This is a genomic window from Synechococcus sp. RSCCF101, assembly GCF_008807075.1.
In the GTDB taxonomy this organism is placed as follows: domain Bacteria; phylum Cyanobacteriota; class Cyanobacteriia; order PCC-6307; family Cyanobiaceae; genus RSCCF101.
This window is the reverse complement of sequence record NZ_CP035632.1, coordinates 1991007-2010165: the sequence shown is the minus strand read 5'-3', so window position 1 is coordinate 2010165 and position 19159 is coordinate 1991007. Positions and strand designations below refer to the sequence as shown.

At 69.4% G+C, this 19159-nt stretch carries 16 protein-coding genes, 1 tRNA gene, 1 other RNA gene and 1 pseudogene; 8 read left to right on the top strand and 11 right to left on the bottom strand.

The window, feature by feature from the left end:
- Window positions 1–29: 29 nt before the first annotated feature.
- Window positions 30–1955: a glutamine--fructose-6-phosphate transaminase (isomerizing) gene (gene glmS, locus EVJ50_RS09820; protein WP_150883737.1), complete on the top strand. Its 1926-nt coding sequence runs from the start codon at window positions 30–32 to the stop codon at window positions 1953–1955.
- Here the strand turns inward: glmS and EVJ50_RS09815 are convergent.
- Window positions 1942–3432, bottom strand: a complete 1491-nt coding sequence (locus EVJ50_RS09815; protein ID WP_150883735.1) for a mannose-1-phosphate guanylyltransferase/mannose-6-phosphate isomerase — start codon at window positions 3430–3432, stop codon at window positions 1942–1944. The two genes, glmS and EVJ50_RS09815, sit on opposite strands and share 14 nt — an antisense overlap.
- Before the next feature lie 59 nt (window positions 3433–3491).
- A complete protein-coding gene (gene rimM, locus EVJ50_RS09810; protein ID WP_150883733.1) occupies window positions 3492–4058 on the bottom strand; it encodes a ribosome maturation factor RimM in 567 nt (188 codons plus the stop codon).
- 14 nt (window positions 4059–4072) lie between these two features.
- Here rimM and EVJ50_RS09805 point away from each other — a divergent pair, with 14 nt between their 5' ends.
- Both EVJ50_RS09805 and EVJ50_RS09800 read left to right on the top strand, forming a co-directional pair.
- Window positions 4073–4258, top strand: a complete 186-nt coding sequence (locus EVJ50_RS09805) for an NAD(P)H dehydrogenase subunit NdhS (protein WP_150883731.1) — start codon at window positions 4073–4075, stop codon at window positions 4256–4258.
- Window positions 4259–4265: 7 nt separating this feature from the next.
- Window positions 4266–5111, top strand: coding sequence for an ion transporter (locus EVJ50_RS09800; protein WP_150883729.1), 846 nt, complete (start codon window positions 4266–4268; stop codon window positions 5109–5111).
- Here the strand turns inward: EVJ50_RS09800 and rnc are convergent.
- Window positions 5063–5824, bottom strand: coding sequence for a ribonuclease III (gene rnc, locus EVJ50_RS09795; RefSeq protein ID WP_150883727.1), 762 nt, complete (start codon window positions 5822–5824; stop codon window positions 5063–5065). The two genes, EVJ50_RS09800 and rnc, sit on opposite strands and share 49 nt — an antisense overlap.
- 53 nt (window positions 5825–5877) lie before the next feature.
- Between rnc and EVJ50_RS09790 the strand changes: the two genes are divergently transcribed.
- Window positions 5878–6687 (top strand): phosphatase PAP2 family protein, encoded by an 810-nt coding sequence (locus EVJ50_RS09790; RefSeq protein WP_225323192.1) that lies wholly within the window; start codon window positions 5878–5880, stop codon window positions 6685–6687.
- 34 nt (window positions 6688–6721) lie between these two features.
- On the opposite strand, the gene EVJ50_RS09785 is transcribed toward EVJ50_RS09790, so the two are convergent.
- From EVJ50_RS09785 to rnpB, 4 genes are all read right to left on the bottom strand, one after another.
- A complete protein-coding gene (locus EVJ50_RS09785) occupies window positions 6722–8908 on the bottom strand; it encodes a glycosyltransferase (RefSeq protein ID WP_150883723.1) in 2187 nt (728 codons plus the stop codon).
- On the bottom strand, window positions 8905–10311 hold the full coding sequence (locus EVJ50_RS09780) for an HlyD family secretion protein (protein ID WP_150883721.1): 1407 nt from the start codon (window positions 10309–10311) through the stop codon (window positions 8905–8907). The genes EVJ50_RS09785 and EVJ50_RS09780 overlap by 4 nt, the downstream gene beginning before the upstream one ends.
- Before the next feature lie 106 nt (window positions 10312–10417).
- Window positions 10418–11500, bottom strand: coding sequence for an endo-1,4-beta-xylanase (locus EVJ50_RS09775; RefSeq protein ID WP_150883719.1), 1083 nt, complete (start codon window positions 11498–11500; stop codon window positions 10418–10420).
- Between the two features lie 56 nt (window positions 11501–11556).
- Window positions 11557–11957, bottom strand: an RNA gene (gene rnpB / locus EVJ50_RS09770) — RNase P RNA component class A.
- Window positions 11958–12011: 54 nt separating this feature from the next.
- On the opposite strand from rnpB, the gene EVJ50_RS09765 reads away from it, so the two are divergent.
- Window positions 12012–12085: transfer RNA gene (locus tag EVJ50_RS09765), tRNA-Arg, on the top strand.
- Between the two features lie 235 nt (window positions 12086–12320).
- Window positions 12321–12464 carry a hypothetical protein gene (locus EVJ50_RS15100; protein ID WP_225322885.1) on the top strand — a complete coding sequence of 48 codons (144 nt, stop codon included), beginning with the start codon at window positions 12321–12323 and terminating at the stop codon, window positions 12462–12464.
- 77 nt (window positions 12465–12541) lie between these two features.
- Here EVJ50_RS15100 and EVJ50_RS09760 read toward each other — a convergent pair.
- Window positions 12542–13495, bottom strand: a pseudogene (locus EVJ50_RS09760) (inorganic phosphate transporter); the annotation flags it as partial.
- 107 nt (window positions 13496–13602) lie between these two features.
- Entirely contained in the window at window positions 13603–14328 is a 726-nt protein-coding gene (locus tag EVJ50_RS09755) for a DUF47 domain-containing protein (RefSeq protein WP_150883717.1), read from the bottom strand.
- Window positions 14329–14526: 198 nt separating this feature from the next.
- On the opposite strand from EVJ50_RS09755, the gene EVJ50_RS09750 reads away from it, so the two are divergent.
- Together EVJ50_RS09750 and EVJ50_RS09745 are read left to right on the top strand one after the other, a co-directional pair.
- Entirely contained in the window at window positions 14527–14859 is a 333-nt protein-coding gene (locus tag EVJ50_RS09750; RefSeq protein ID WP_150883715.1) for a hypothetical protein, read from the top strand.
- Window positions 14860–14922: 63 nt separating this feature from the next.
- Window positions 14923–15468 carry a hypothetical protein gene (locus EVJ50_RS09745; protein ID WP_150883713.1) on the top strand — a complete coding sequence of 182 codons (546 nt, stop codon included), beginning with the start codon at window positions 14923–14925 and terminating at the stop codon, window positions 15466–15468.
- On the opposite strand, the gene EVJ50_RS09740 is transcribed toward EVJ50_RS09745, so the two are convergent.
- Together EVJ50_RS09740 and EVJ50_RS09735 are read right to left on the bottom strand one after the other, a co-directional pair.
- A complete protein-coding gene (locus EVJ50_RS09740) occupies window positions 15465–16550 on the bottom strand; it encodes an acetate/propionate family kinase (protein ID WP_150883711.1) in 1086 nt (361 codons plus the stop codon). The two genes, EVJ50_RS09745 and EVJ50_RS09740, sit on opposite strands and share 4 nt — an antisense overlap.
- A gap of 9 nt (window positions 16551–16559) precedes the next feature.
- Window positions 16560–19082 carry a glycogen/starch/alpha-glucan phosphorylase gene (locus tag EVJ50_RS09735; RefSeq protein ID WP_150883709.1) on the bottom strand — a complete coding sequence of 841 codons (2523 nt, stop codon included), beginning with the start codon at window positions 19080–19082 and terminating at the stop codon, window positions 16560–16562.
- Window positions 19083–19159: the final 77 nt, after the last annotated feature.

Below are 19159 nucleotides of genomic sequence, written 5' to 3'. Positions count from 1 at the left end.
CCGGATCCTTGTGGTGGGAGGGACGCCTGATGTGCGGCATCGTTGCGGTGATCGGCAGCCGTGAGGCCGCTCCGCTGCTGCTCGAGGGCCTGCGGCAGCTGGAGTATCGCGGGTACGACTCCGCCGGCCTCGCCACCGTGCGTCGGGGCGATGAGGGGGGCGGCCAGCTGCAGTGCCTGCGCAGCAAGGGCAAGCTCAACAACCTCACTGCCCGCTTCGAGCGGGAGGGGGCTGCCGGCCACTGCGGCATCGGCCACACCCGCTGGGCCACCCACGGCAAGCCCGAGGAGCACAACGCCCACCCGCACCTGGACCAGGCCGGACATGTGGCGGTGGTCCAGAACGGCATCATCGAGAACCACCGGGCCCTTCGCGATGAGCTTGAGGCCGAGGGGGTGGCGTTCCGCTCCGAGACCGACACGGAGGTCATCCCCCATCTGATCGCACGTGCCCTGCGGCGCTGGCGGGAGTCCCATCCGGCCGCCAGCGCCGATGGCGCCACCCTTCTTCAGGCCGTTCGCTCGGTGCTTCCCCTGCTGGAGGGGGCCTACGCCCTGGCGGTGATCTGGTCCGAGCTGCCGTCCGGGCTGGTGGTGGCGCGCCGTCAGGCGCCGCTGCTGATCGGGCTGGGCGAGGGGGAGTTCCTCTGCGCAAGCGACACCCCGGCCCTGGCGGGCGTCACCCGCACGATCCTGCCGATGGATGACGGGGAGGTGGCCCTGCTCACGCCCCTGGGCATCGAGCTGTACGACAGCGGTGGTGCGCGCCTGCAGCGGGCCCCGACGCTCCTGAGCGGCGCGGATCACGTGGCGGACAAGCGCAGCTTCCGCCACTTCATGCTCAAGGAAATCCACGAGCAACCTGAAACCTGCGCCCTCTGGGTCGCCCGCCACCTGCCGGGGCCCGGAGCCAGCCCGGCCGGTGGCGGGCCGGGGCCTCTGGTGGCCCTGCCGCTGGATCCCGGACTGTTCGAGGGGGTGGAGCGGGTCCAGATCCTGGCCTGCGGCACCAGCCGCCACGCGGCGATGGTGGGCGCTCACCTGCTGGAGGCTCTGGCGGGGCTGCCCACGGCGGTGTTCCACGCCAGTGAATTCCGCTATGCCCCCCCGCCCCTGGAGCGCCACACCCTCACCATCGGTGTCACCCAGTCCGGCGAGACGGCCGACACCCTGGCCGCCCTGGCGATGGAGGCCGAGCGCCGGGCGGCCCATCCCGACCCCGCCCAGGCAGCCCGCCTGCTGGGCATCACCAACCGGGCCGAGAGCTCGCTGGCACGCCAGGTGCCCCACCTGCTCGACATCGGTGCCGGCATCGAGGTGGGTGTGGCCGCCACCAAGACCTTCCTCGGCCAGCTGCTCAGCTTCTACGCGCTGGCACTCCATCTGGCGGAACGACGCGGCAGCGTCCCCCGCCAGCGCCTGGAACAGCTGAGCGAGGGACTCCGGGCGCTGCCCGATCGCCTCACCGCGCTGGTGCGGGATCACGACCGGCGCTGTGAGGACCTGGCCCATCTGTTCGCCGAGACCCGCGATGTGATCTTTCTCGGCCGCGGCATCAACTACCCGATCGCCCTGGAGGGAGCCCTGAAGCTCAAGGAGATCAGCTACATCCACGCCGAGGGGTATCCGGCCGGTGAGATGAAGCACGGGCCCATCGCCCTGCTCGATTCCCACGTGCCCGTGGTGTCGATCGCCATGCCCGGCCGGGTCTTCGACAAGGTGCTCTCCAACGCGCAGGAGGCCAAGGCCCGGGATGCCCGCCTGATCGGCGTGGCGCCGGAGGGGCCGGACACCGCCCTCTTCGATGTGCTGCTGCCGGTGCCGGAGGTGGATGAGCTGCTCAGTCCGCTGCTCAGCGTGATTCCGATGCAGCTGCTCAGCTACCACATTGCCGCCCACCGGGGCCTGGACGTGGATCAGCCCCGCAATCTCGCCAAGAGCGTCACCGTGGAGTGACGGCCGGGCCGGGATCGACCGCGTCCGTGCGTCCGTAGCGGTCCTCGAAGCGGACGATGTCGTCCTCACCGAGGTAGGCGCCGCTCTGCACCTCAATCATCTCCACGGGGATGCGGCCCGGGTTCACCAGGCGGTGCCGGCAGCCCAGCGGGATGTAAGTGCTCTGGTTCTCGCAGACCAGTTCGTCGCTGCCGTCGCGCTCCACCAGGGCCGTGCCCTTCACCACGACCCAGTGTTCGGCCCGGTGGTGGTGCATCTGCAGGGACAGGGCCGCGCCCGGCTTGACCTGGATCTTCTTGACCTGCCAGCGCTCTCCGTCCACCACCCCGTCGTAGTAGCCCCAGGGGCGGTAGATGCGGCGGTGCGCCTTGCCTTCCGGGCTGCCGTCGGCCTCCAGCCGCTGCACCACCGATTTCACCTGCTGGGCCCGGTCGCGGTGGGCGATCAGCACCGCATCGTCGGTCTCCACCACGATCAGGTCCTCCACCCCTAGGCCCACCACCAGCCGGTTCTCGCTGCGCAGATAGCAGTTGCGACTGCCCTCACTGATCACCCGGCCGCGGATCACATTGCCTTCCGCGTCCCGGTCCGCCGTGTCCCAGAGGGCGCTCCAGCTGCCCACATCGCTCCAGCCGGCCCGCAGGGGCAGCACCGATCCAAGGCGCGTCTTCTCCATCACCGCCACATCGATCGCCACGCTGGGGCAGGCGGCGAAGGCTCCGGCCTCCAGCCGCAGAAACTCCAGATCGGCGCTGTCGTGCTCGATCGCCGAGCGGCAGCTGCTCACCACATCGGGCGCCAGCCGTTCCAGTTCTGCCAGGATCGCGCTGGCCCGGAACAGGAACATGCCGCTGTTCCAGGTGAAGCGACCTTCCTGCAGAAAGCGCTCGGCGGTGGCGCGGTCGGGTTTCTCCACGAACCGGGCGATCGGCACCGCCGCGGGCGGTGCCTCCCCGTCCGTTCCCGCCGGGCTCTCGGCCGCCTCGATGTAGCCGTAGCCGGTCTCCGGCGCGGTGGGCACGATGCCGAAGGTCACCAGGCGGCCCTCCAGTGCCGCCGGAATCCCGGCACGGACGGTCTCGCGGAAGGCGGCGCCATCGCGGATCAGGTGGTCGGCGGCCAGCACCAGCAGCAGCGGGTCCTCCCCGTGAGCGGTGGCCTGCAGGGCCGCCACCGCCACAGCCGGTGCGGTGTTGCGCCCCATGGGCTCCAGCAGGATGCCGCCCGGGCGCACGCCGATCTGCCGCATCTGCTCGGCCACGATGAAGCGGTGGTCCTCGTTGCAGATCAGCAGCGGTGCCGCCAGATCCGGCAGCCCCTCCAGGCGGGCCTGGGTCTGCTGCAGCAGGGTGCGATCACCCTCGGCGGCCAGGGGCCAGTACTGCTTGGGGTAGCTGGCGCGTGAGAGCGGCCAGAGCCGCGTGCCGGTCCCCCCGCACAGAATCACGGGAACCAGGGCAGGCGAGGCAGGGCTCATCGGCTCGGTGGGGTGGTGGCCCCGGGCGCGGGGCCCTCCATTCAAGCCGAGGCGACGGTTCAAAGCTCGAGCAGACCCGGAGGTGGATCGATGCCGATCCATCCCTCGTCCGGTCGCACCTCCGGCACGATGGCGTCCACAAACGGGACCAGCACGCGCCGGCTCGTGCCCTCCCGCTCAAGGGCCACCTCCAGCAGCGACTGACCGCTGCCCAGCAGATCGCTCACCCGCCCGATCGCGGTTCCGTCGGGCAGCAGCCGCACCTCCAGATTCAGCAGGTCGAGGCGGTGGAATTCGCCCTCCGCCAGCTCGGGACGCTGGTCGGCCGGCACCAGCAGCTCCCGCCCCACCAGGGACTCTGCGCCCGTTCGGTCCCGGATTCCCTCCAGCCGCACCACGAAGAGGCGCTTGCCCGGCAGGGGCCGGCCCGCCGTCAGGGTCACGGCCTCCGCCGGCTGCCGTCCCGTCCGCAGCCAGCGGGGGCCGGGGCGGGTGAAGCGCTCGGGAAAGTCACTGCTGGGATTGACGCGCAGCTCGCCCCGGAGCCCATGGGCGGCCACGATGCGCCCCACCACCAGCCAGGACTCCTCGTCCGGATCGCCCTGCGGCGCCGATAATGCCTCCATCGCTCCGGCGCTCCATGGCCACGTCCCCACTGCCCATCCTGCCCGGGTCCACCGTGGTGGTGAGCGACCCCTGCTCGATCTACCGGGGCTACACCGGTTTCGTGCAGCGCATCAGCGGCGACCGCGCCGCCGTGCTGTTCGAGGGAGGGAACTGGGACAAGCTGGTGACCCTGCCGCTGCGCCATCTGACGCAGGCCTGAGGACCCGATGAGCGCTCCTGGGCCTGCGCCGGTCCCGGAGGGGCGGCCGTCGCGTGCCTGGCTGCTGCGCCTGCGCCGCACGGTGCTGGAGGCCGACACCCCCGCGGGCCGTCTCTACAACCTGACGGTCTTCGGGGCGATCCTGCTCAGCGTTCTGCTGCTGCTCTTCGACGGACACCCGCTCGAGCCGGCGGAGGTGCGGGTTCTCGAGCTGATGGAGGAGGTCACCCTCGCGGTGTTCGTGGCCGACTTCCTGTTGCACCTGCTGGTGTCCGTGCGGCCCCTGCAGTACCTGTTCAGTTTCTACGGCCTGATCGATTTCATGGCCGTTCTGTTCTTCTTCGTTCCCCAGATCAACAGCGGCCTGCTGCTGTGGGTCTTCAAGTTCGGGCGGGTGCTGCGGGTGTTCAAGCTGCTCCGCTTCATGGACGAGGCCACCACCCTGGCCAATGCGCTGCGGGCCAGCGCCAGGCGGATCGTGGTGTTCATCTTCTTCGTCGTGATCCTGCAAGTGGTGCTGGGCTACGCGATGGTGGCGATCGAGAGCGTGCACCCCGAGACCCAGTTCACCAGCGTCGCCCAGGGGGTGTACTGGGCGATCGTGACCATGACCACCGTGGGGTACGGCGACTTCGTGCCCCAGACCTCCCTCGGCCGCGTGCTGGCGGCGGTGGTGATGATGCTGGGCTTCGGGATCATCGCCATCCCCACCGGCATCGTCACCTACGAGGGACTGCGCCAGACCGCACTCGACTCACGCACCTGCGGCCGCTGCGGCCGCTACGGACACCGCCCGGACGCCCGTCACTGCGACCGCTGCGGCGCACCGCTCGACCCGTCCTCCGCGGTCTGATCGATCCGGTCCAGCGCCATCCGGGCCGCATCCTGTTCGGCAGCCCGGCGGGAGCCGCCCCGTCCCTGACCCAGCTCCCGGCCCTCGAGATGCACCCGGCACTGGAAGCGCTGCGGGTCGGCATGGCCGCTGCCCTCGTCGCGGCAGTCGTAACGGGGCAGGCCCAGACCGCGACCCTGGCTCCACTCCTGCAGGGCTGATTTCCAGTTGCAGCCGTGCCGATCCGCCAGGATCGCGGCGCTGCTCCGCTGCCAGTGGGGTGTGAGCCAGCGATGGATGGGCTCGAGGCTGCCGCGGCTCACGTAGAGAGCCCCGATCAGGGCTTCGGTGGCCTCGGCCCGCAGGGTCCGGCGGGCTGATCGGTCGTGCGAGGTGCGCCGCCCCACCCGCAGCACCTGCTCGATGCCGCAGCGCTCACCCAGATCGGCCAGCCAGGCATCGCTCACCAGCAGCGAGCGCAGAGCTGAGTGCTGACCCACGCTCAGCTGCGGATGCTGGCGCTGCAGGTATTCGGCCGCCGCCAGGCGCAGCACCGCATCGCCGAGGAACTCCAGCCGTTCATGGTTGCGCGGCAGTCCGGCCGAGGTGTGGGTCAGGGCCTCATCGACGGGGGCCAGATCCCCGGCTTCGATGCCGCCATCGGGTGCCAGCTGGGCGAGGAAGCGCTGCAGCTCCCGGCGGCGGCGCGTGGAGATCGGCTCGGGATCGGCCATGGGTCGGGGCGACGCTGCCAGGCTGGCTCGGATCGGAGGATCAGGCTGTGGCGATGCACCGTCGGGGCGAGAGGGGCGCATGGGATGCACCGGTCCGCGCTGCGGCCCTGGCCGGCCTGCTGGTCACGGTCAGTCTGGGCTCCGCCGGGATCGGGCCAGTGGCCGCCGGCCGGGCCGATCCCCTGCCGGCCGAGGTGGTGAGCGGCACGGCGGCGGCGGCCGGTCTGACCGTGCCGGTGGCCCCGTTGCAGCAGCGCATCGGCCCGCCACCGGCTGCCGGCAGCGAGGCGCTGGCACGGGATCTGGCCATCCTGCGCTGGCTGCAGGAGCGGCGGACCCCGGCGGGTGTGGCCCGCAGCTGGAGCCTGCTGGGCCGGGATCTCAGTCGTTTCGATGCCGCCGTGGGCGCGAGCCTGCGCCGCAGCGCTCCGACCGTGCTGCGGGATCTGCCGGCCTTTCTGGCCCTGTTCGACGGCGCCAAGACCCGGATCAAGAACAAGGTGGGCCGGCGGCGCCCCTTCCTCGATCATGATGATCTGAGGCCCTGCCTGCCGCTGGAGCGGAGCCTGTCCTATCCCAGCGGCCACGCCACCTGGTACTGGGGGGCGGCGCTGCTGCTGGCCGACCTGCTGCCGGAGCGGCGAGAGCGGCTGCTCACGGTGGCGGAACACGCCGCCACGGCCCGCCCCACCTGCGGTCTGCACTACCCCTCGGATGTGGAGGCGGGCCAGCGCCTGGCCGCCGCCGTGGCCGGCATCGTGCTGGCGAGCCCGACCTGGCAGAGCTGGAAGGAGGGTGTGGCCGCGGAGCGGGAGGCTCTGCTGATCCCGCCGCCGGCGGGGTTGCCGCCGCTGGGGTTCTGAAGCCGGGCCGATCGCCGGCGCCACCGCTCCGGGCTTAATAGCGCTGCACGATCGGCTCGGCTCGAAACACGCTGCCCAGGAGCACGAACAGGGAATCGAGAAAACTGATCCGGGGCAGTTTCTGGAACCAGGAGCTCTCGCCGTAGATCAGGCGGATCATGGCGGCCTCCGCCTGCTGCTCAGCCAGCAGGAAGCGCAGTCCCAGCAGGGGGTAGCCGTCCTGAAGGGTGATGCGCATCAACTGCACTGGCAGGCGCAGGTCGTACTGCGGCACCCGCAGGATGCCTTTGCCGCCCTGGCTGGAGGGCCCCGAGGTGGTGAGCAGCAGACCGGCCCCCTCCTCGGAGACATCGCCGGTGACCCCCCAGAACTCGCGGCCGTCGAGCTCGAGGCAGGAGATCAGCTCAAGCGGGAACCGATCCGTGCGCCGACGCACGGGTTTGTCCACGCAGGCGAGCAGGCACACCCCCATCAGCAGAGCGTTGTAAAAGTTCCACGCCAGCATCAGTGCTTCCCCCTCGAACGGCGAGCGGTACCAACGCACGTCCAGCAGGGGCACGCCGTAGCGGCTGAGCAGGGCGAGCGCGAAGAGCGCCAGGTAAACCAGGAACGGAAGAGCCAGAGGCAGGTCCACCGTCTGTTCGCTGTGATTGACGCTCTTGTTCGTCACCAGACTGCCGAGCCTGCGAAAGGGATCGCGAATCAGGCGCACCAGTCGCATCAGAGCCGGAAAGCAGAACAGCGCTTCATAGACTTCGGTCCAGTACTGGAAATAGTGGCCATCCGTCTGCCAGTACCCCAGCACGTAATGCATCAGAATGAACGGGAGGCCGTAGGAGATGTATTCAATCGGTGGCGCAGCGATCAGGGTGAAACCGGCCAGGAGCGAGAGCAGGGGAAAGACGATGTACACGGCTCTGAACAAGGGCGTGAACAGGCTGATCAGGAGGGTGACGTAGCTCGCTGTCTGCCAGCGGTCGAGGCTGTTCCAGATGGGCATCTCTCTGGGAGAGCAGAAGATCTGCACGTTTCCCTGCAGCCACCTCAGGCGCTGCTCGAGGTAATCGCGAAAGGTGCGGGGCACCTCCCCGAGGCTGAGAATCTCATCGATGTAGACGATGCGCCAACCGCGTGTGAGCAGCCGCGTTCCGGTCTGGCTGTCCTCCACGATGCAATGGGTCACGTAGCCGCCGATCTGCTCCAGGGCGGCTCGGCGCACCACGCAGGATGTGCCGCAGCAGATGACGCAGTTGAAGCGGTCGCGCAGGACTTGCACATAGTGAAAGAAGTAATCCATGTCGCCCGGCAGCACCACGTCGACACCGAGGTTGCGGTTGTGAAAGTCGGCGTTGAAATAGTGCTGTGGGGTCTGAACCAGGGCGACGCTGGCGTCGGAGAAGAATCCCGCTGTTCGCTCCAGGAAGCGGGCGAAGGGGATGAAGTCGCAATCAAACACGGCGATCAATTCACCGCTGGTGTGGGCCAGGGCGTGATTCAGGTTGCCGGCCTTGCGATCCCGGTTGTCCGGCCGGCTGAGATAGTGCACGCCAAGCTCCTCGGCCAGGCGCGCGATGCTGCTGCGATGGCCGTCGTCGAGAATGTGGATGGTCTTGTTCGCATACTCGATGTTCCTGCAGGCGAGCACACAGCGGCGAATGAGTCGCTCGGCTTCGTTGTACGTGGGGATGAAGATGTCCACGCTGGGGGCATGCGCGTCCAGCCAGGGTCGAAGGGTGTCGGCCTCGCGGCGTCTTTGGCCCGGCCGGAAGAACAGGGAGGGATAGAACTGAAGCAGGAGTGAAATCAGGTAGGTGGCTTCACAGAGAAAGAACACCAGGCTGAAGGCGAAGCTGACAGGATGCGCGGTGTTGATCGTGGTGGCACGCCAGATGAAGTAGCGCGTCGACACCAGCGCCAGCAGGGAGGACACCAGCAGATGGGCCCAGGTTCTGTGGGGCAGGAACGAGGCGGCCAGGCAGGCCGCCGCACTGGCGGTCAGCGGCAGCAGCACATCGCGCCAGGGCTCCTGCACCTGCATCGCCTCCGGCAACTGGCGCATCTGCAGGGGATTCAGGAGCCCCGGGGCCACCAGGGAGACGCGCAGGTTGGCGAAGAGCAGGGCACCGGCCAGGGCGATGATCGAGATCATCAGCAGATTCCAGGCCCAGGGGGCCAGGCGTTTTGGGCCGCCCCCCGCGCGTTCGGGACGCAGGATCTTCATGACCCGAACACCACACGGGCCGAGGAGCCCACATAACAGAATTCCTCGGGCGGGGCGGGCCAGTCGTTCAGCAGGCGGACCCTCACCTCGCTCTCCCGGGCCAGGTTGATCGGCACAGGACGGATCGCCTCCTCCCCCAGCTGCAGGCGCCCGATCCCCGAGCGAATCGAGACCACTTCACCCCGCAGTCGCCGCCGGTTTCCCACCAGTTGGACCCGTGCCTTGGAGCCCACCCCGATCTCGTTGAGATCGTGCTCCGTCATGGTGGTGGTGAGCCAGCGCCGCTCACAGTCGATCAGGGTCAAGAGCGGTTCGAGACCGTTGACCCGGTCGCCCTCCTGGGCGAGCACGTCCCACACCACGGCCGTTCTGGGGCTGCGCACCGTCCATTCGTGGCGTTCGCTCCATTCCTGTTCCGCCACGGCCAGTTGCTCGCGCAGGCCGCTCACCCGTCGCCGCTCGGTGCGCAGGTCGCCCTGCAAACGGTTCAGGGCGAGCTCCTCCTCCTGAAGCCGCACGGATGGATCGAACCCGCTGCGGTTGTGCCGCAGGGAGAGGTTGCCTTCCGATGCCCGCAGCACCGCATTCTGGGCCGCGCGGCGGGACCGGAGGCCATCCAGCTCGTGCTGCCGTTGCTCGACCTCGGTGTAGGCGCGATCAACGACGTTGCCGGCCACGGCGCCCTGCTCGAAGAGAAAGCGCTGCCGCTCCGCATCCCGGCGGGCGAAGGCGAGCGCCTGGCCGGTGCGCTGTAGCGCCGCCTCCGTCTCCCGGATCTCCTGCCGGTCCCGCTCGCTCTCCAGCGCCAGCTGTTGCTCCCGGTCGCTGCGCAGCCTGGTGAGCCGCTGCTGCTGAAGCCCTTCCTGCTCCTCCAGATCCGTCACCCGGGAGGTCGCGGTCTGGAGGGCGGTCTGGAGGGTCTTGATCGCATCGCGGGGAGCCACCGGGTTGCGAACCCGTGCGATCACCGCGCCCGCCTGCACGAGGCTGCCAGGCTGCACGTCGATGCGTTCCACCACCCCCTCGATCGGTGCCGACACATGAATCGGCACGGCATTGATCACGGCATCCCTGGAGCGGGCCGAGAGGAAGTTGACCGCGATGCCCGCCGCGGTGGCCAGCAGTCCGAGTGCGATCAGCACAATCGCCAGATTGGCGTTGCCGGAGCGTGGGATGCGGCTCGATGGAGCGCTGATGCTGGGCGGTCCCGGCGGGGGGGGCGCACCGCTGCCGCCTGCACCGGTTCCCTCCTCCGACGCCGGCGGATCGGAGGCACCGGCCACGGCGCAGACGAGGCAGCTGCGCCCGATGCGCGACACCCAGATCGTGAGACGCTCCGGTGGTGCGTGGTCTGCAGGCTGCAGGGGCTCGGCGGCCGTCAGCGATGGGGATCGGTGAGCCATGTGCACGCGAGGAGGCCTGCCCGGCGCGTCTGGGATGCCGGCGAGATGGGCGACCGTATGGTGCGGAACAGGCCTTCACCGCACAACCCACGGCGCCGAGTGGTGGTCAGGGTGTCCCGGACGATCGCCGCAGCGACTGCTCGATGACCCCGGTGGCCGCTTTCCGCCGCAGGTCCGCATCGAACGGCAGGGGCCTCTGCGGTTGGCCGTCGGCGCGCGGGAAGGCGGAGTTCAGCCAGGTGTCGCGGTCGCTCAGGCCCCAGCTCACCAGTTGCTTCAGGCGGGGCTGGGGCAGCACAGCCTCCAGAAAGGCGCCGTAGACCGCCGCCACCTTCTGATCACGGGTCTCCACCGGTGCGGCCAGGTCGCGGTCGTTCACATCGAGCTCGGTGATCAGGATGTCCAGGTCCAGGTCGGCGATCGCCTGAAGGAATGCCGGCAACTGGTCGAAGGTGGTGGGCCCGCCCCCATGGGCGTGCAGGTGCGCCTGAAGGCCGACCGCGTGCAGGGGCACGCCGCGCCGGCGCAGGTCCCGCAGCAGGGCGAGGAAGCGTTGGCGTTTGCGGGCGCTTTTCGGGGCATCGCCTTCCAGCCCGTACTCGTTGATCACCAGCCGGGCCGACGGGTCGGCGGCGTGGGCCAGCTCCAGCGCCCGCGCGATGTAGGTCTCTCCCAGCTGGTCGAGCCAGAAGCTGGAGCGCAGACCGGTGCCGTCATCGGCGATCGGCTCGTTGACCACATCCCAGGAGTCGAGCCGGCCGCGGTAGCGACCCATCACCGTCTGGATGTGCGTGGCCATGGCACGCTCCAGGGCCCGGCCCTCCAGCTGCCGCAGCCAGGCCGGCACCTGCCGGTGCCACACGAGGGTGTGGCCCCGCATCGCCAGCCCGTGCCGCTCGGCGAAGTCCAGCAGGCGATCCGCGGCCGTGAAGCGGAAGACCCCGGGCTGCGGTTGCAGCGTCTCCCACTTCATCTCGTTCTCGGCCACGATCAGGCCGACCTGAGCGAGCAGCAGGCGCCGGAGGTTCGGATCATCGAGCTGGGCGCTGCTCACAGCCGCGCCCCAGAGCCTCCCCGCTCCGCGGGCCAGGTCGTTCAGCGCTGGAGCACCGCTCCCGGCTTGCCCCATGAGCACCGGCGCGCTGAGCGCCCCAAGAGCCAGCGCCATGAGCAGCTGACGGCGGCGCATGCTCCAGTCTCAGGACCCACCGCATTCTGGGGGGATTGCCCGCCGCTCGATCGAATGGAGGAAAGCAGGACGTAAGCCGGGTTCTGTTCACCGCCTCCGGACCGGCCGGACGCGGGGGTGATCATCTATCTGGGACCGCCGTTACCGGCGGCCTCGAGCGGCGCGTTGCGGCGGGGCTGGGTCGATGGCCAGCCATTGCCCCTTGGCCTTGCTCCCGGCCGGGGTTTACCGAGCCAGCACCTCTCGATGCTGCTGGTGCGCTCTTACCGCACCTTTGCACCCTTGCCTGTGCCGCCGGAGGCGGGCTCCGGGGCCATCGGCGGTGTGTTTCTGTGGCACTCTCCTCACGGTCACCCGCACTGGGCGTTACCCAGCAGGCCTGGCCATCGGGGAGCCCGGACTTTCCTCAGCCGGCACCCCTGAGCGGAGGCCGGCCGCGATCACCTCGCCTGCTTTCAGCCGTCATTATCCCCACCGCTGCGCGGCGGACCGGCAGGGATAATGCAGCCATGGGGCTGTAGCTCAGCCGGATAGAGCGACGGTTTCCTAAACCGTAGGTCGTGGGTTCGAGTCCCGCCTGCCCCGTTCGTCCCCCAGGGCGGCCCCGTCGCCCGGTGTGGCATCGGCATCCGGCCCCGAGCCGTCGGCCCGGAAGTGGAGGAGGATCCAGTCCTCAGCAGCCGGGCTGATGGGGCCCGCGCCGGCCTCGGCGAGGGCCTGATCCAGTTGCCAGGGGTGCTCGAAGCGCTGGCCGTCCAGCCCCCTCAGGGCCTGACGCAGCGCATCGCTCAGGGGCACGGCCCGGTTGCGGGGGCTGTCCATGGCCGCGAGGGCCTGGAGGCTGATCCAGAGGGGCTGGAGTTCCGCCACCTCCATCACCACCGACTCCTGGCCGGCCGGGAGCCTCTCCTCGGCCCGCAGGGCACGGCGGAAGCGCACGGCCGACTGCAGCGGTTCGGCCTGAAGGCTGAGCGCCTCGGTGGGCACCTTGCGGCGCTCCAGCTCCTGCAGCACCGGCGGGGTGATCTGGAACCAGCGCGGCACGAAGACCTGCTGGCTGAACACGTTCTGCACGATGAACAGCAGCGTGAAGGCGATCACCGAGGCGATCAGCGGGGTGGTGACCCAGCCCGAGGCGATCCGCCCCAGCACCGCCCACTGGATCTGGCGCGCACCCCGGATGCCCTTGAGCAGGCCGATGCCGATCACGGCGCCCACCACCGCCTGGGAGCTGGAGACGGGAATCAGCGGGATCGGCGGCAGGCCCAGCCCGGCCACGAAGGCGGAGAGTTCGCTCGAGGAGAACACGAACAGCACCAGGGAGTTGGCCACCACCACAACCAGGGCGCCCAGGGGGGAGAGGGTCATCAGGCTCCCGCCCACCGTCATCATCACCCGCTTGGAATAGGTGTAGACCCCGACCGCGATGGCCAGGCTGCCCAGCAGGAACAGCTGCTGGGTGCCGCTGATCTCCAGCCCGGAGGCCAGGGTGAGGTCGGTGAAGGGGGACGAGCTCACGAAGACCCCCATCACGTTGCCGATGTTGTTGGCTCCGAGGCTGTAGGAGCCGAAGATCCCGGCCACCACCAGCCCCAGACGCACCTGGGAGTCGAGGCGGAGCAGATGGGGCCGCTGCCAGCGGATCAGCCCCACCACCAGCGGGTAGAGGGCGGCGGCGAACAGGGCCGCCAGGATCGGGCACACCACCCAGGTGGTCACGATCTTGCTCAGCTGACCCAGGTCGGTTACCGACCCGCTGAACCAGTTCCAGCCGATGATCGCGCCCACCACCGCCTGGGTGGTGGACACCGGCAGGCCGACGCGCGTCATCCAGAAGACGGTGACGGCGGCGGCCAGCGCGGTGGTGAACGATCCGGCCAGCGCGTTCACGGCCCCCAGTTCCCCCAGGCCGTGGGAGGCCCCGGCCCCGGCGGTCACCGCACCGATGATGATGAACAGGCTGCAGAGGAAGGCGGCCGTGGAGAAGCGCACCATGCGGCTTCCCACCGCCGATCCGAAGACGTTGGAGGCGTCGTTGGCGCCGAGCGACCAGCCGAGGAACAGGCCGCTGGAGAGAAAGATCAGGCTGCTGATCAGATCCATCAGAGCTCGCGCTTGATCGCATCCACCGCCAGCTCATCGCTGATGTCCTCGGCGAGGTTGGCGATGGCATCGATCACATCGATCGCGTCGCGCAGGTGCAGCTTCCGCTCCAGGCTGAGGGACGAGGCGAAGACCTGCCGCTTGAGTCGCAGGGCGATGCCATCGGCTTCGTTTTCGTAGATGCGGATGGCGTTGATGTGCTCCTGCACCGCGGCGGGGCTGCGGAAGAAGGCGCGGGAGCCCGCCACAGCGGCGAGCACGCTCTTGACCACCACACCGACCAGGTCCAGGTAGAGCTGCCGCAGGCGGCGCGGGTCGTCCGAGGCGGCGTCCGCCCGATCGGTGGCGGCCAGGGTGCGGTCCACGGCGGTGGTCTCGCTGATGCCCTCGTGCTCGATCAGGAACTCCATGTAGGTGTGTCCCATCACATCGAGCAGCCCGAACAGCATCGAGAGCAGGCTGAGCACATCACCGCGGAAGTCGGGGATGAGCATCTCGCTCACCAGCGTGTTCGAGACGTTGCGGCGCAGTTCCTTGCAGCGTTCCTTCAGGGCCTGCAGCTGATCGGCCTTGGCCCGGGTGTTCTCATCCAGACCGTGCTCGATCAGGCTCTGCAGGCCACGCTCGAACAGCACGGCGCCCTCGGCCAGCTTGTCGAGGAAGTCGTCGATCTGGCCCACCAGGAAGCGGGTGCGGCCGAACAGGCGTGGACGTTCCTGGGACATGGCGGTGCAGGCCTTCCCTGCAGGTTCGTGGCCCGCTGCAGGGTGGCCGCGGGGGCATCAGCCGTCTGAAACGTAGCGAGCGGCACACCGACTGCCCGATCCCGTCACAGCACGCAGGGATCCGGTCGCGATGCCTACCGCCCCATCGGCTGGGGGCGATGAAGCTGTCGCTAGCGTTGCGCCAGCGGCAGACCGCCGATGACTCAGCTCCACGATCTCCGCCTGCGCTTGCTCGTGCAGCAGGAGAGTGAGCGGATCGCCAGCAGCCAGGCCGAGGATCTCGATCTCTCGGTGGTTCAGGCCCGCTGCCTCTGCTGGCTGGCCCTGCTGGCCGAGGCCCATGAGGATCAGGCCGCCGATGCCGAGCGTCGCGGCGACACCGAGCAGGCCATGGGCTGGTTCGCCGATTCCATGCGTCTGCGGGATGTGATCAATGTGGTCACCTCGATCGAGATCCCCCTCCCGGCCGCCACCGGAGGCGATGACGGTGAGCCCAACCCCGGCGAGGGGGACGCGCCCCTCTCCGCCTGAGCCGACTGCGGTGCCGGAGCAAATCCGGTGCCATGATGAAGATTGAGACATGAGGGAAGCGCGGTGCCCGACGAGCCCTGCCAATGCCCCGACTGCCAGCGCTTCTACCGGGAGCATGACCGCCTGATCCGCGAGTGCCCCACCCTGCGCCAGCAGCAGGAGCTCAACTGGGCGGCGCTGCAGTCGTTCCGCACCCTGGCCGGCCGCGTTCTGGAGGATCTCCAGAAGCACCAGGCCGCCGCACCGCCGGCCCAGCGTCAGGCCGAGTCCGGCCCGGCGTCCCGCGACCCGGAGGCCCCCCGCTCCCGGGATGCCGCCGCTGCCGGCAGCGCTGGCGCCGGCTCCGCCACGGCGGATGCCGGCAGCGGCGGCGACCGCTCCTCCGATGCGCTGCAGCAGGCGATCGCCGATCTGGAGAACATCAACGCCCACCTGTTCTCGATCGAGGCGCTGATGGAGCGCGTCTTCGATGTGCGCGTGCCGGAGGAGGTGGAGCAGAAGTTCCGGGAACTCGCCGGGGAACTGGCTCCCGATCCCCTCAATGCCGATCGCCTGCGCCTGAACCGGCTGCTGCACCAGACCCCGGACCTGCCGGAGCGCAATCCCTAGCCGGCGGTCCGGCGACAGAGCCTGGCGATCATTCCCTCCTCGTCGGCGGGCACCACGAGCCACTGACAGCCACGCAGCCAGCCCAGCCGCGCCTGCAGCTCCGCCTGGAGCGCCCGGTCGTGTTCGCCGATGCCGCCGGTGAGGGCGATCATGTCGATCCCCCCCAGGCTGGCCGCCATGGCGCCCAGCTGCCGCAGCAGCTGCTGACGAAACACCCCGATCGCCAGCTCGGCCGGCGGATCACCGCTGACGGCGCGCTCCCTCAGCTGCCGCATGTCGGCGCAGCCGCCGGAGAGGCCCCTGAGGCCGGAGTCGTGCTGGAGCGTGTGCTCCAGCTCCTCCACCGCCATGCCGCTCCGCAGCAGCTGAATCAGCAGGCCGGGGTCCAGCGAGCCGCTGCGGGTGGCCATCACCAGCCCGTCCAGTGGGGTGTAGCCCATGGTGGTGTCGATGCAGCGGCCGGCGGCGACCGCCGCCAGGGAGCAGCCGGCGCCGAGGTGGGCGCTGATCAGGCGCAGCTGGTCCGGGTCCCGGCCCTGCTCCCGCCAGACCCCGGCGCAGCGCTCGGCCACATGCTGGTGGTTGATGCCGTGGAAGCCGAAGCGGCGCAGGCCCTGCCGCCGCAGCCGTTCCGGCAGGGCGTAGGTGGCCGCTTCCGGGGGGAGGCTGCTGTGGAAGGCCGTGTCGAAGCAGGCGAACTGGGGCCGCTCCGGTGCCCAGGTCTGCAGCCAGCGGATCCCGGCCAGGGCCGGCGGATTGTGCAGCGGGGCCAGGGGGCTGAGGGCCTCCAGGGCGGTGAGCACGGTCCCGTCGATCGCGGTGGTGGCTGTGAACCGCTCACCGCCGTGCACCACCCGGTGACCAGCCAGGGCGATGTGATCCCGCCACGGCGCCAGATCCGCCGCCAGCCAGGTGTCCAGGGCCCGCTGGATGGTGGTCTCCACGGATCCGGAGGCTGAGGCGCCTGGATCCGCCAGGCTGCGGTTGAGCTGCCAGGGCCGGGAGCCGTCCGGCGCCACAAGGGCGGCCTTCAGGCTCGAGCTGCCCAGGTTGATGACCAGAACCAGGTCGGCCGGTTCCATCGGATCGGCTCAGTTCACATCGCAGGTGATCGTCACCGGGAACGGTGTCACCTTCCAGATCGAGCGGCAGTACTCCTCGATCGATCGATCGGAGGAGAAGTAGCCGGTGCGGGCGCTGTTGAGCAGCGACATCCGGTTCCAGGCCTTCCGGTCGCTCCAGGTGCGGTTGACCGCGTTCTGGGCCTGCAGGTACTCGGCGAAGTCGGCCAGCACATAGAAGGGATCGCTGTGCAGCAGGTTCTGCAGCAGCGGCTGGAACAGGGACCCATCGCCGTTGCTGAAGTGACCCTGGGCCACCAGATGCAGGGCCTCCGCCAGGGCCGGGTCGCTCTCCACCACGGCCTCGGGCCGGTAGCCCTCCCGCGCCAGCTCGGCGATGCCCTCCACGGTGCGGCCGAAGAGGAAGAAGTTCTCCGGGCCCACCCGCTCGCGGATCTCCACATTGGCCCCGTCCAGGGTGCCGATGGTGAGAGCCCCGTTGAGGGCGAACTTCATGTTGCCGGTGCCGGAGGCCTCCTTGCCGGCGGTGGAGATCTGCTCGGAGAGATCGGAGGCGGGATAGACCCGCTCGCCCAGCTTCACGTTGTAATCCGGCAGGAACACCACCCGCAGGCGACCGTCCATATCGGGATCGCTGTTGATCGTCTCGGCGATGCCGTTGATGAAGCGGATGATCAGCTTGGCCATCGTGTAGCCCGGCGCCGCCTTGCCCCCGAAGATCACCGTGCGGGGCGCGAGTCCATCTCCCTGGCCATTCTTGATGCGCAGGTACTGATGAATCACCTGCAGGGCGTTGAGGTGCTGGCGCTTGTATTCGTGGATGCGCTTCACCTGCACGTCGAACAGGGTGGCGGGATCCACCAAAACGCTGGTGTGGCGATGGATGTAGGCCGCCAGCTTGCGCTTCACCGCCAGCTTGGTCTGGTCCCAGCGCTCGAGGAAGGCGCCGTCGTCCTGGAAGCGCTCCAGCTGGCCCAGGCGATCGGTGTCGCGCACCCAGTCCGGCCCCACGCTCTCATCCAGCAGCGCCTTCAGCTCGGGATTGGCCAGGGCGACCCAGCGGCGGGGGGTGACGCCGTTGGTGACGTTGGTGAACTTCTCCGGCCACATCTCGGCGAAATCGGGCATCAGCGTGGTGCGCACCAGTTCGCTGTGCAGCGCCGCCACGCCGTTGACGTGGTGGCTGCCCACCGTGGCCAGGTGGGCCATCCGCACCGCCTTGCCGCCCTCCTCATCGATGATCGACATCCGGCGCAGCACCCGGTCGTCGCCGGGATGGCGCAGCCGCACCTGCTGCAGGAAGCGGCGGTTGATCTCGTAGATCAGCTCCAGGTGCCGGGGCAGCAGGCTGCCGAACAGCCCCAGTCCCCACTTCTCCAGCGCCTCGGGCAGCAGGGTGTGGTTGGTGTAGGCCAGGGAGCGGGTGGTGATGTCCCAGGCGGCGTCCCACTCCATCAGCCGGTCATCGATCAGCAGCCGCATCAGCTCGGCCACCGCGATGGCGGGGTGGGTGTCGTTGAGCTGAACGGTCCAGTAGCGGGGGAAGTCCTGGACGGGCAGGTTGCGGGCCTCGAGGCTGCGCAGCATGTCCTGCAGGGAGCAGCTGACGAAGAAGTGCTGCTGCTTGAGCCGCAGGCGGCGGCCCTCATCGGTGCCGTCGTTGGGGTAGAGCACCTTGGAGAGGGTCTCCGAGCCCACCTTCTCCTCCACGGCGCCGTAGTAATCGCCGATGTTGAAGGCGTAGAAGTCGAAGCTCTCGGTGGCATCGGCCCGCCACAGCCGCAGCCGGTCGCAGGTGTTCACCCGGTAGCCCAGCACCGGCACGTCGTGGGGAATGCCGATGGCGTGCTCGGAGGGAATCCAGCGGGAGCGGTAGCGGCCCTCGGCATCGGTGTAGCTCTCGGTGTGGCCGCCGAAGCCCACGAAGCAGGCCTCGTCGGGCTGGGGCAGCTCCCAGGGCCAGCCGCCCTTGAGCCACTTGTCGGTGATCTCCACCTGCCAGCCGTCGCGGATCAGCTGATCGAAGATGCCGAACTCGTAGCGGATGCCGTAGCCGGTGGCGGGCACCTCCAGGCTGGCCAGCGATTCCATGTAGCAGGCCGCCAGCCGGCCGAGGCCGCCGTTGCCCAGCCCCGGCTCCTCCTCCACCTCGAGGATGTCGTCGATCGATTCCACCCCGAAGCGGCTGAGGGCGTCGGCGGCCTGTTCCTGGATGCCGAGCATCAGCAGGTTGTTGTGCAGCTGCGGTCCGATCAGGAACTCGGCCGAGAGGTAGGCCACCGTTTTCTGGGGACTGGCCCGCATGGCCTCCACGTGGGCCAGGTAGCGGGTCATCAGCCGGTCGCGCACGGCGTAGCTGAGGGCCAGGTAGAGGTCGTGGCGGCTGGCGGCGGGGGCCAGCTTGCCGAGGGTGAAGAACAGGTGCTCGGTCATGCCGTCGAACAGCTCGTCGGCCAGCAGGCCGGAGCGCTCCGGATCGGCGTAGCAGCCGGGCGTGGGCAGGCGCAGGTTGACGGGCTGGTGGTCGCTCATGACGGCGTCGGTGGAGTGGGGCAGGAGAAGAGAGGTGGCGGAGCGTTCAGCCGGGACGGGGCGGCAGGGGCGGCAGC

Coding starts and splice junctions, on each gene's coding strand:
- EVJ50_RS09785 (WP_150883723.1), bottom strand. CDS start 8,908: ATGAAGATCCTGCGTCCCGAACGCGCGGGGGGCGGCCCAAAACGCCTG.
- EVJ50_RS09775 (WP_150883719.1), bottom strand. CDS start 11,500: ATGCGCCGCCGTCAGCTGCTCATGGCGCTGGCTCTTGGGGCGCTCAGC.
- EVJ50_RS09805 (WP_150883731.1), top strand. CDS start 4,073: ATGGCCACGTCCCCACTGCCCATCCTGCCCGGGTCCACCGTGGTGGTG.
- EVJ50_RS09780 (WP_150883721.1), bottom strand. CDS start 10,311: ATGGCTCACCGATCCCCATCGCTGACGGCCGCCGAGCCCCTGCAGCCT.
- EVJ50_RS09735 (WP_150883709.1), bottom strand. CDS start 19,082: ATGAGCGACCACCAGCCCGTCAACCTGCGCCTGCCCACGCCCGGCTGC.
- glmS (WP_150883737.1), top strand. CDS start 30: ATGTGCGGCATCGTTGCGGTGATCGGCAGCCGTGAGGCCGCTCCGCTG.
- rnc (WP_150883727.1), bottom strand. CDS start 5,824: ATGGCCGATCCCGAGCCGATCTCCACGCGCCGCCGCCGGGAGCTGCAG.
- EVJ50_RS09800 (WP_150883729.1), top strand. CDS start 4,266: ATGAGCGCTCCTGGGCCTGCGCCGGTCCCGGAGGGGCGGCCGTCGCGT.
- EVJ50_RS09790 (WP_225323192.1), top strand. CDS start 5,878: ATGCACCGTCGGGGCGAGAGGGGCGCATGGGATGCACCGGTCCGCGCT.
- EVJ50_RS09740 (WP_150883711.1), bottom strand. CDS start 16,550: ATGGAACCGGCCGACCTGGTTCTGGTCATCAACCTGGGCAGCTCGAGC.
- EVJ50_RS15100 (WP_225322885.1), top strand. CDS start 12,321: ATGGCCGCGAGGGCCTGGAGGCTGATCCAGAGGGGCTGGAGTTCCGCC.
- EVJ50_RS09755 (WP_150883717.1), bottom strand. CDS start 14,328: ATGTCCCAGGAACGTCCACGCCTGTTCGGCCGCACCCGCTTCCTGGTG.
- EVJ50_RS09750 (WP_150883715.1), top strand. CDS start 14,527: ATGACTCAGCTCCACGATCTCCGCCTGCGCTTGCTCGTGCAGCAGGAG.
- EVJ50_RS09815 (WP_150883735.1), bottom strand. CDS start 3,432: ATGAGCCCTGCCTCGCCTGCCCTGGTTCCCGTGATTCTGTGCGGGGGG.
- rimM (WP_150883733.1), bottom strand. CDS start 4,058: ATGGAGGCATTATCGGCGCCGCAGGGCGATCCGGACGAGGAGTCCTGG.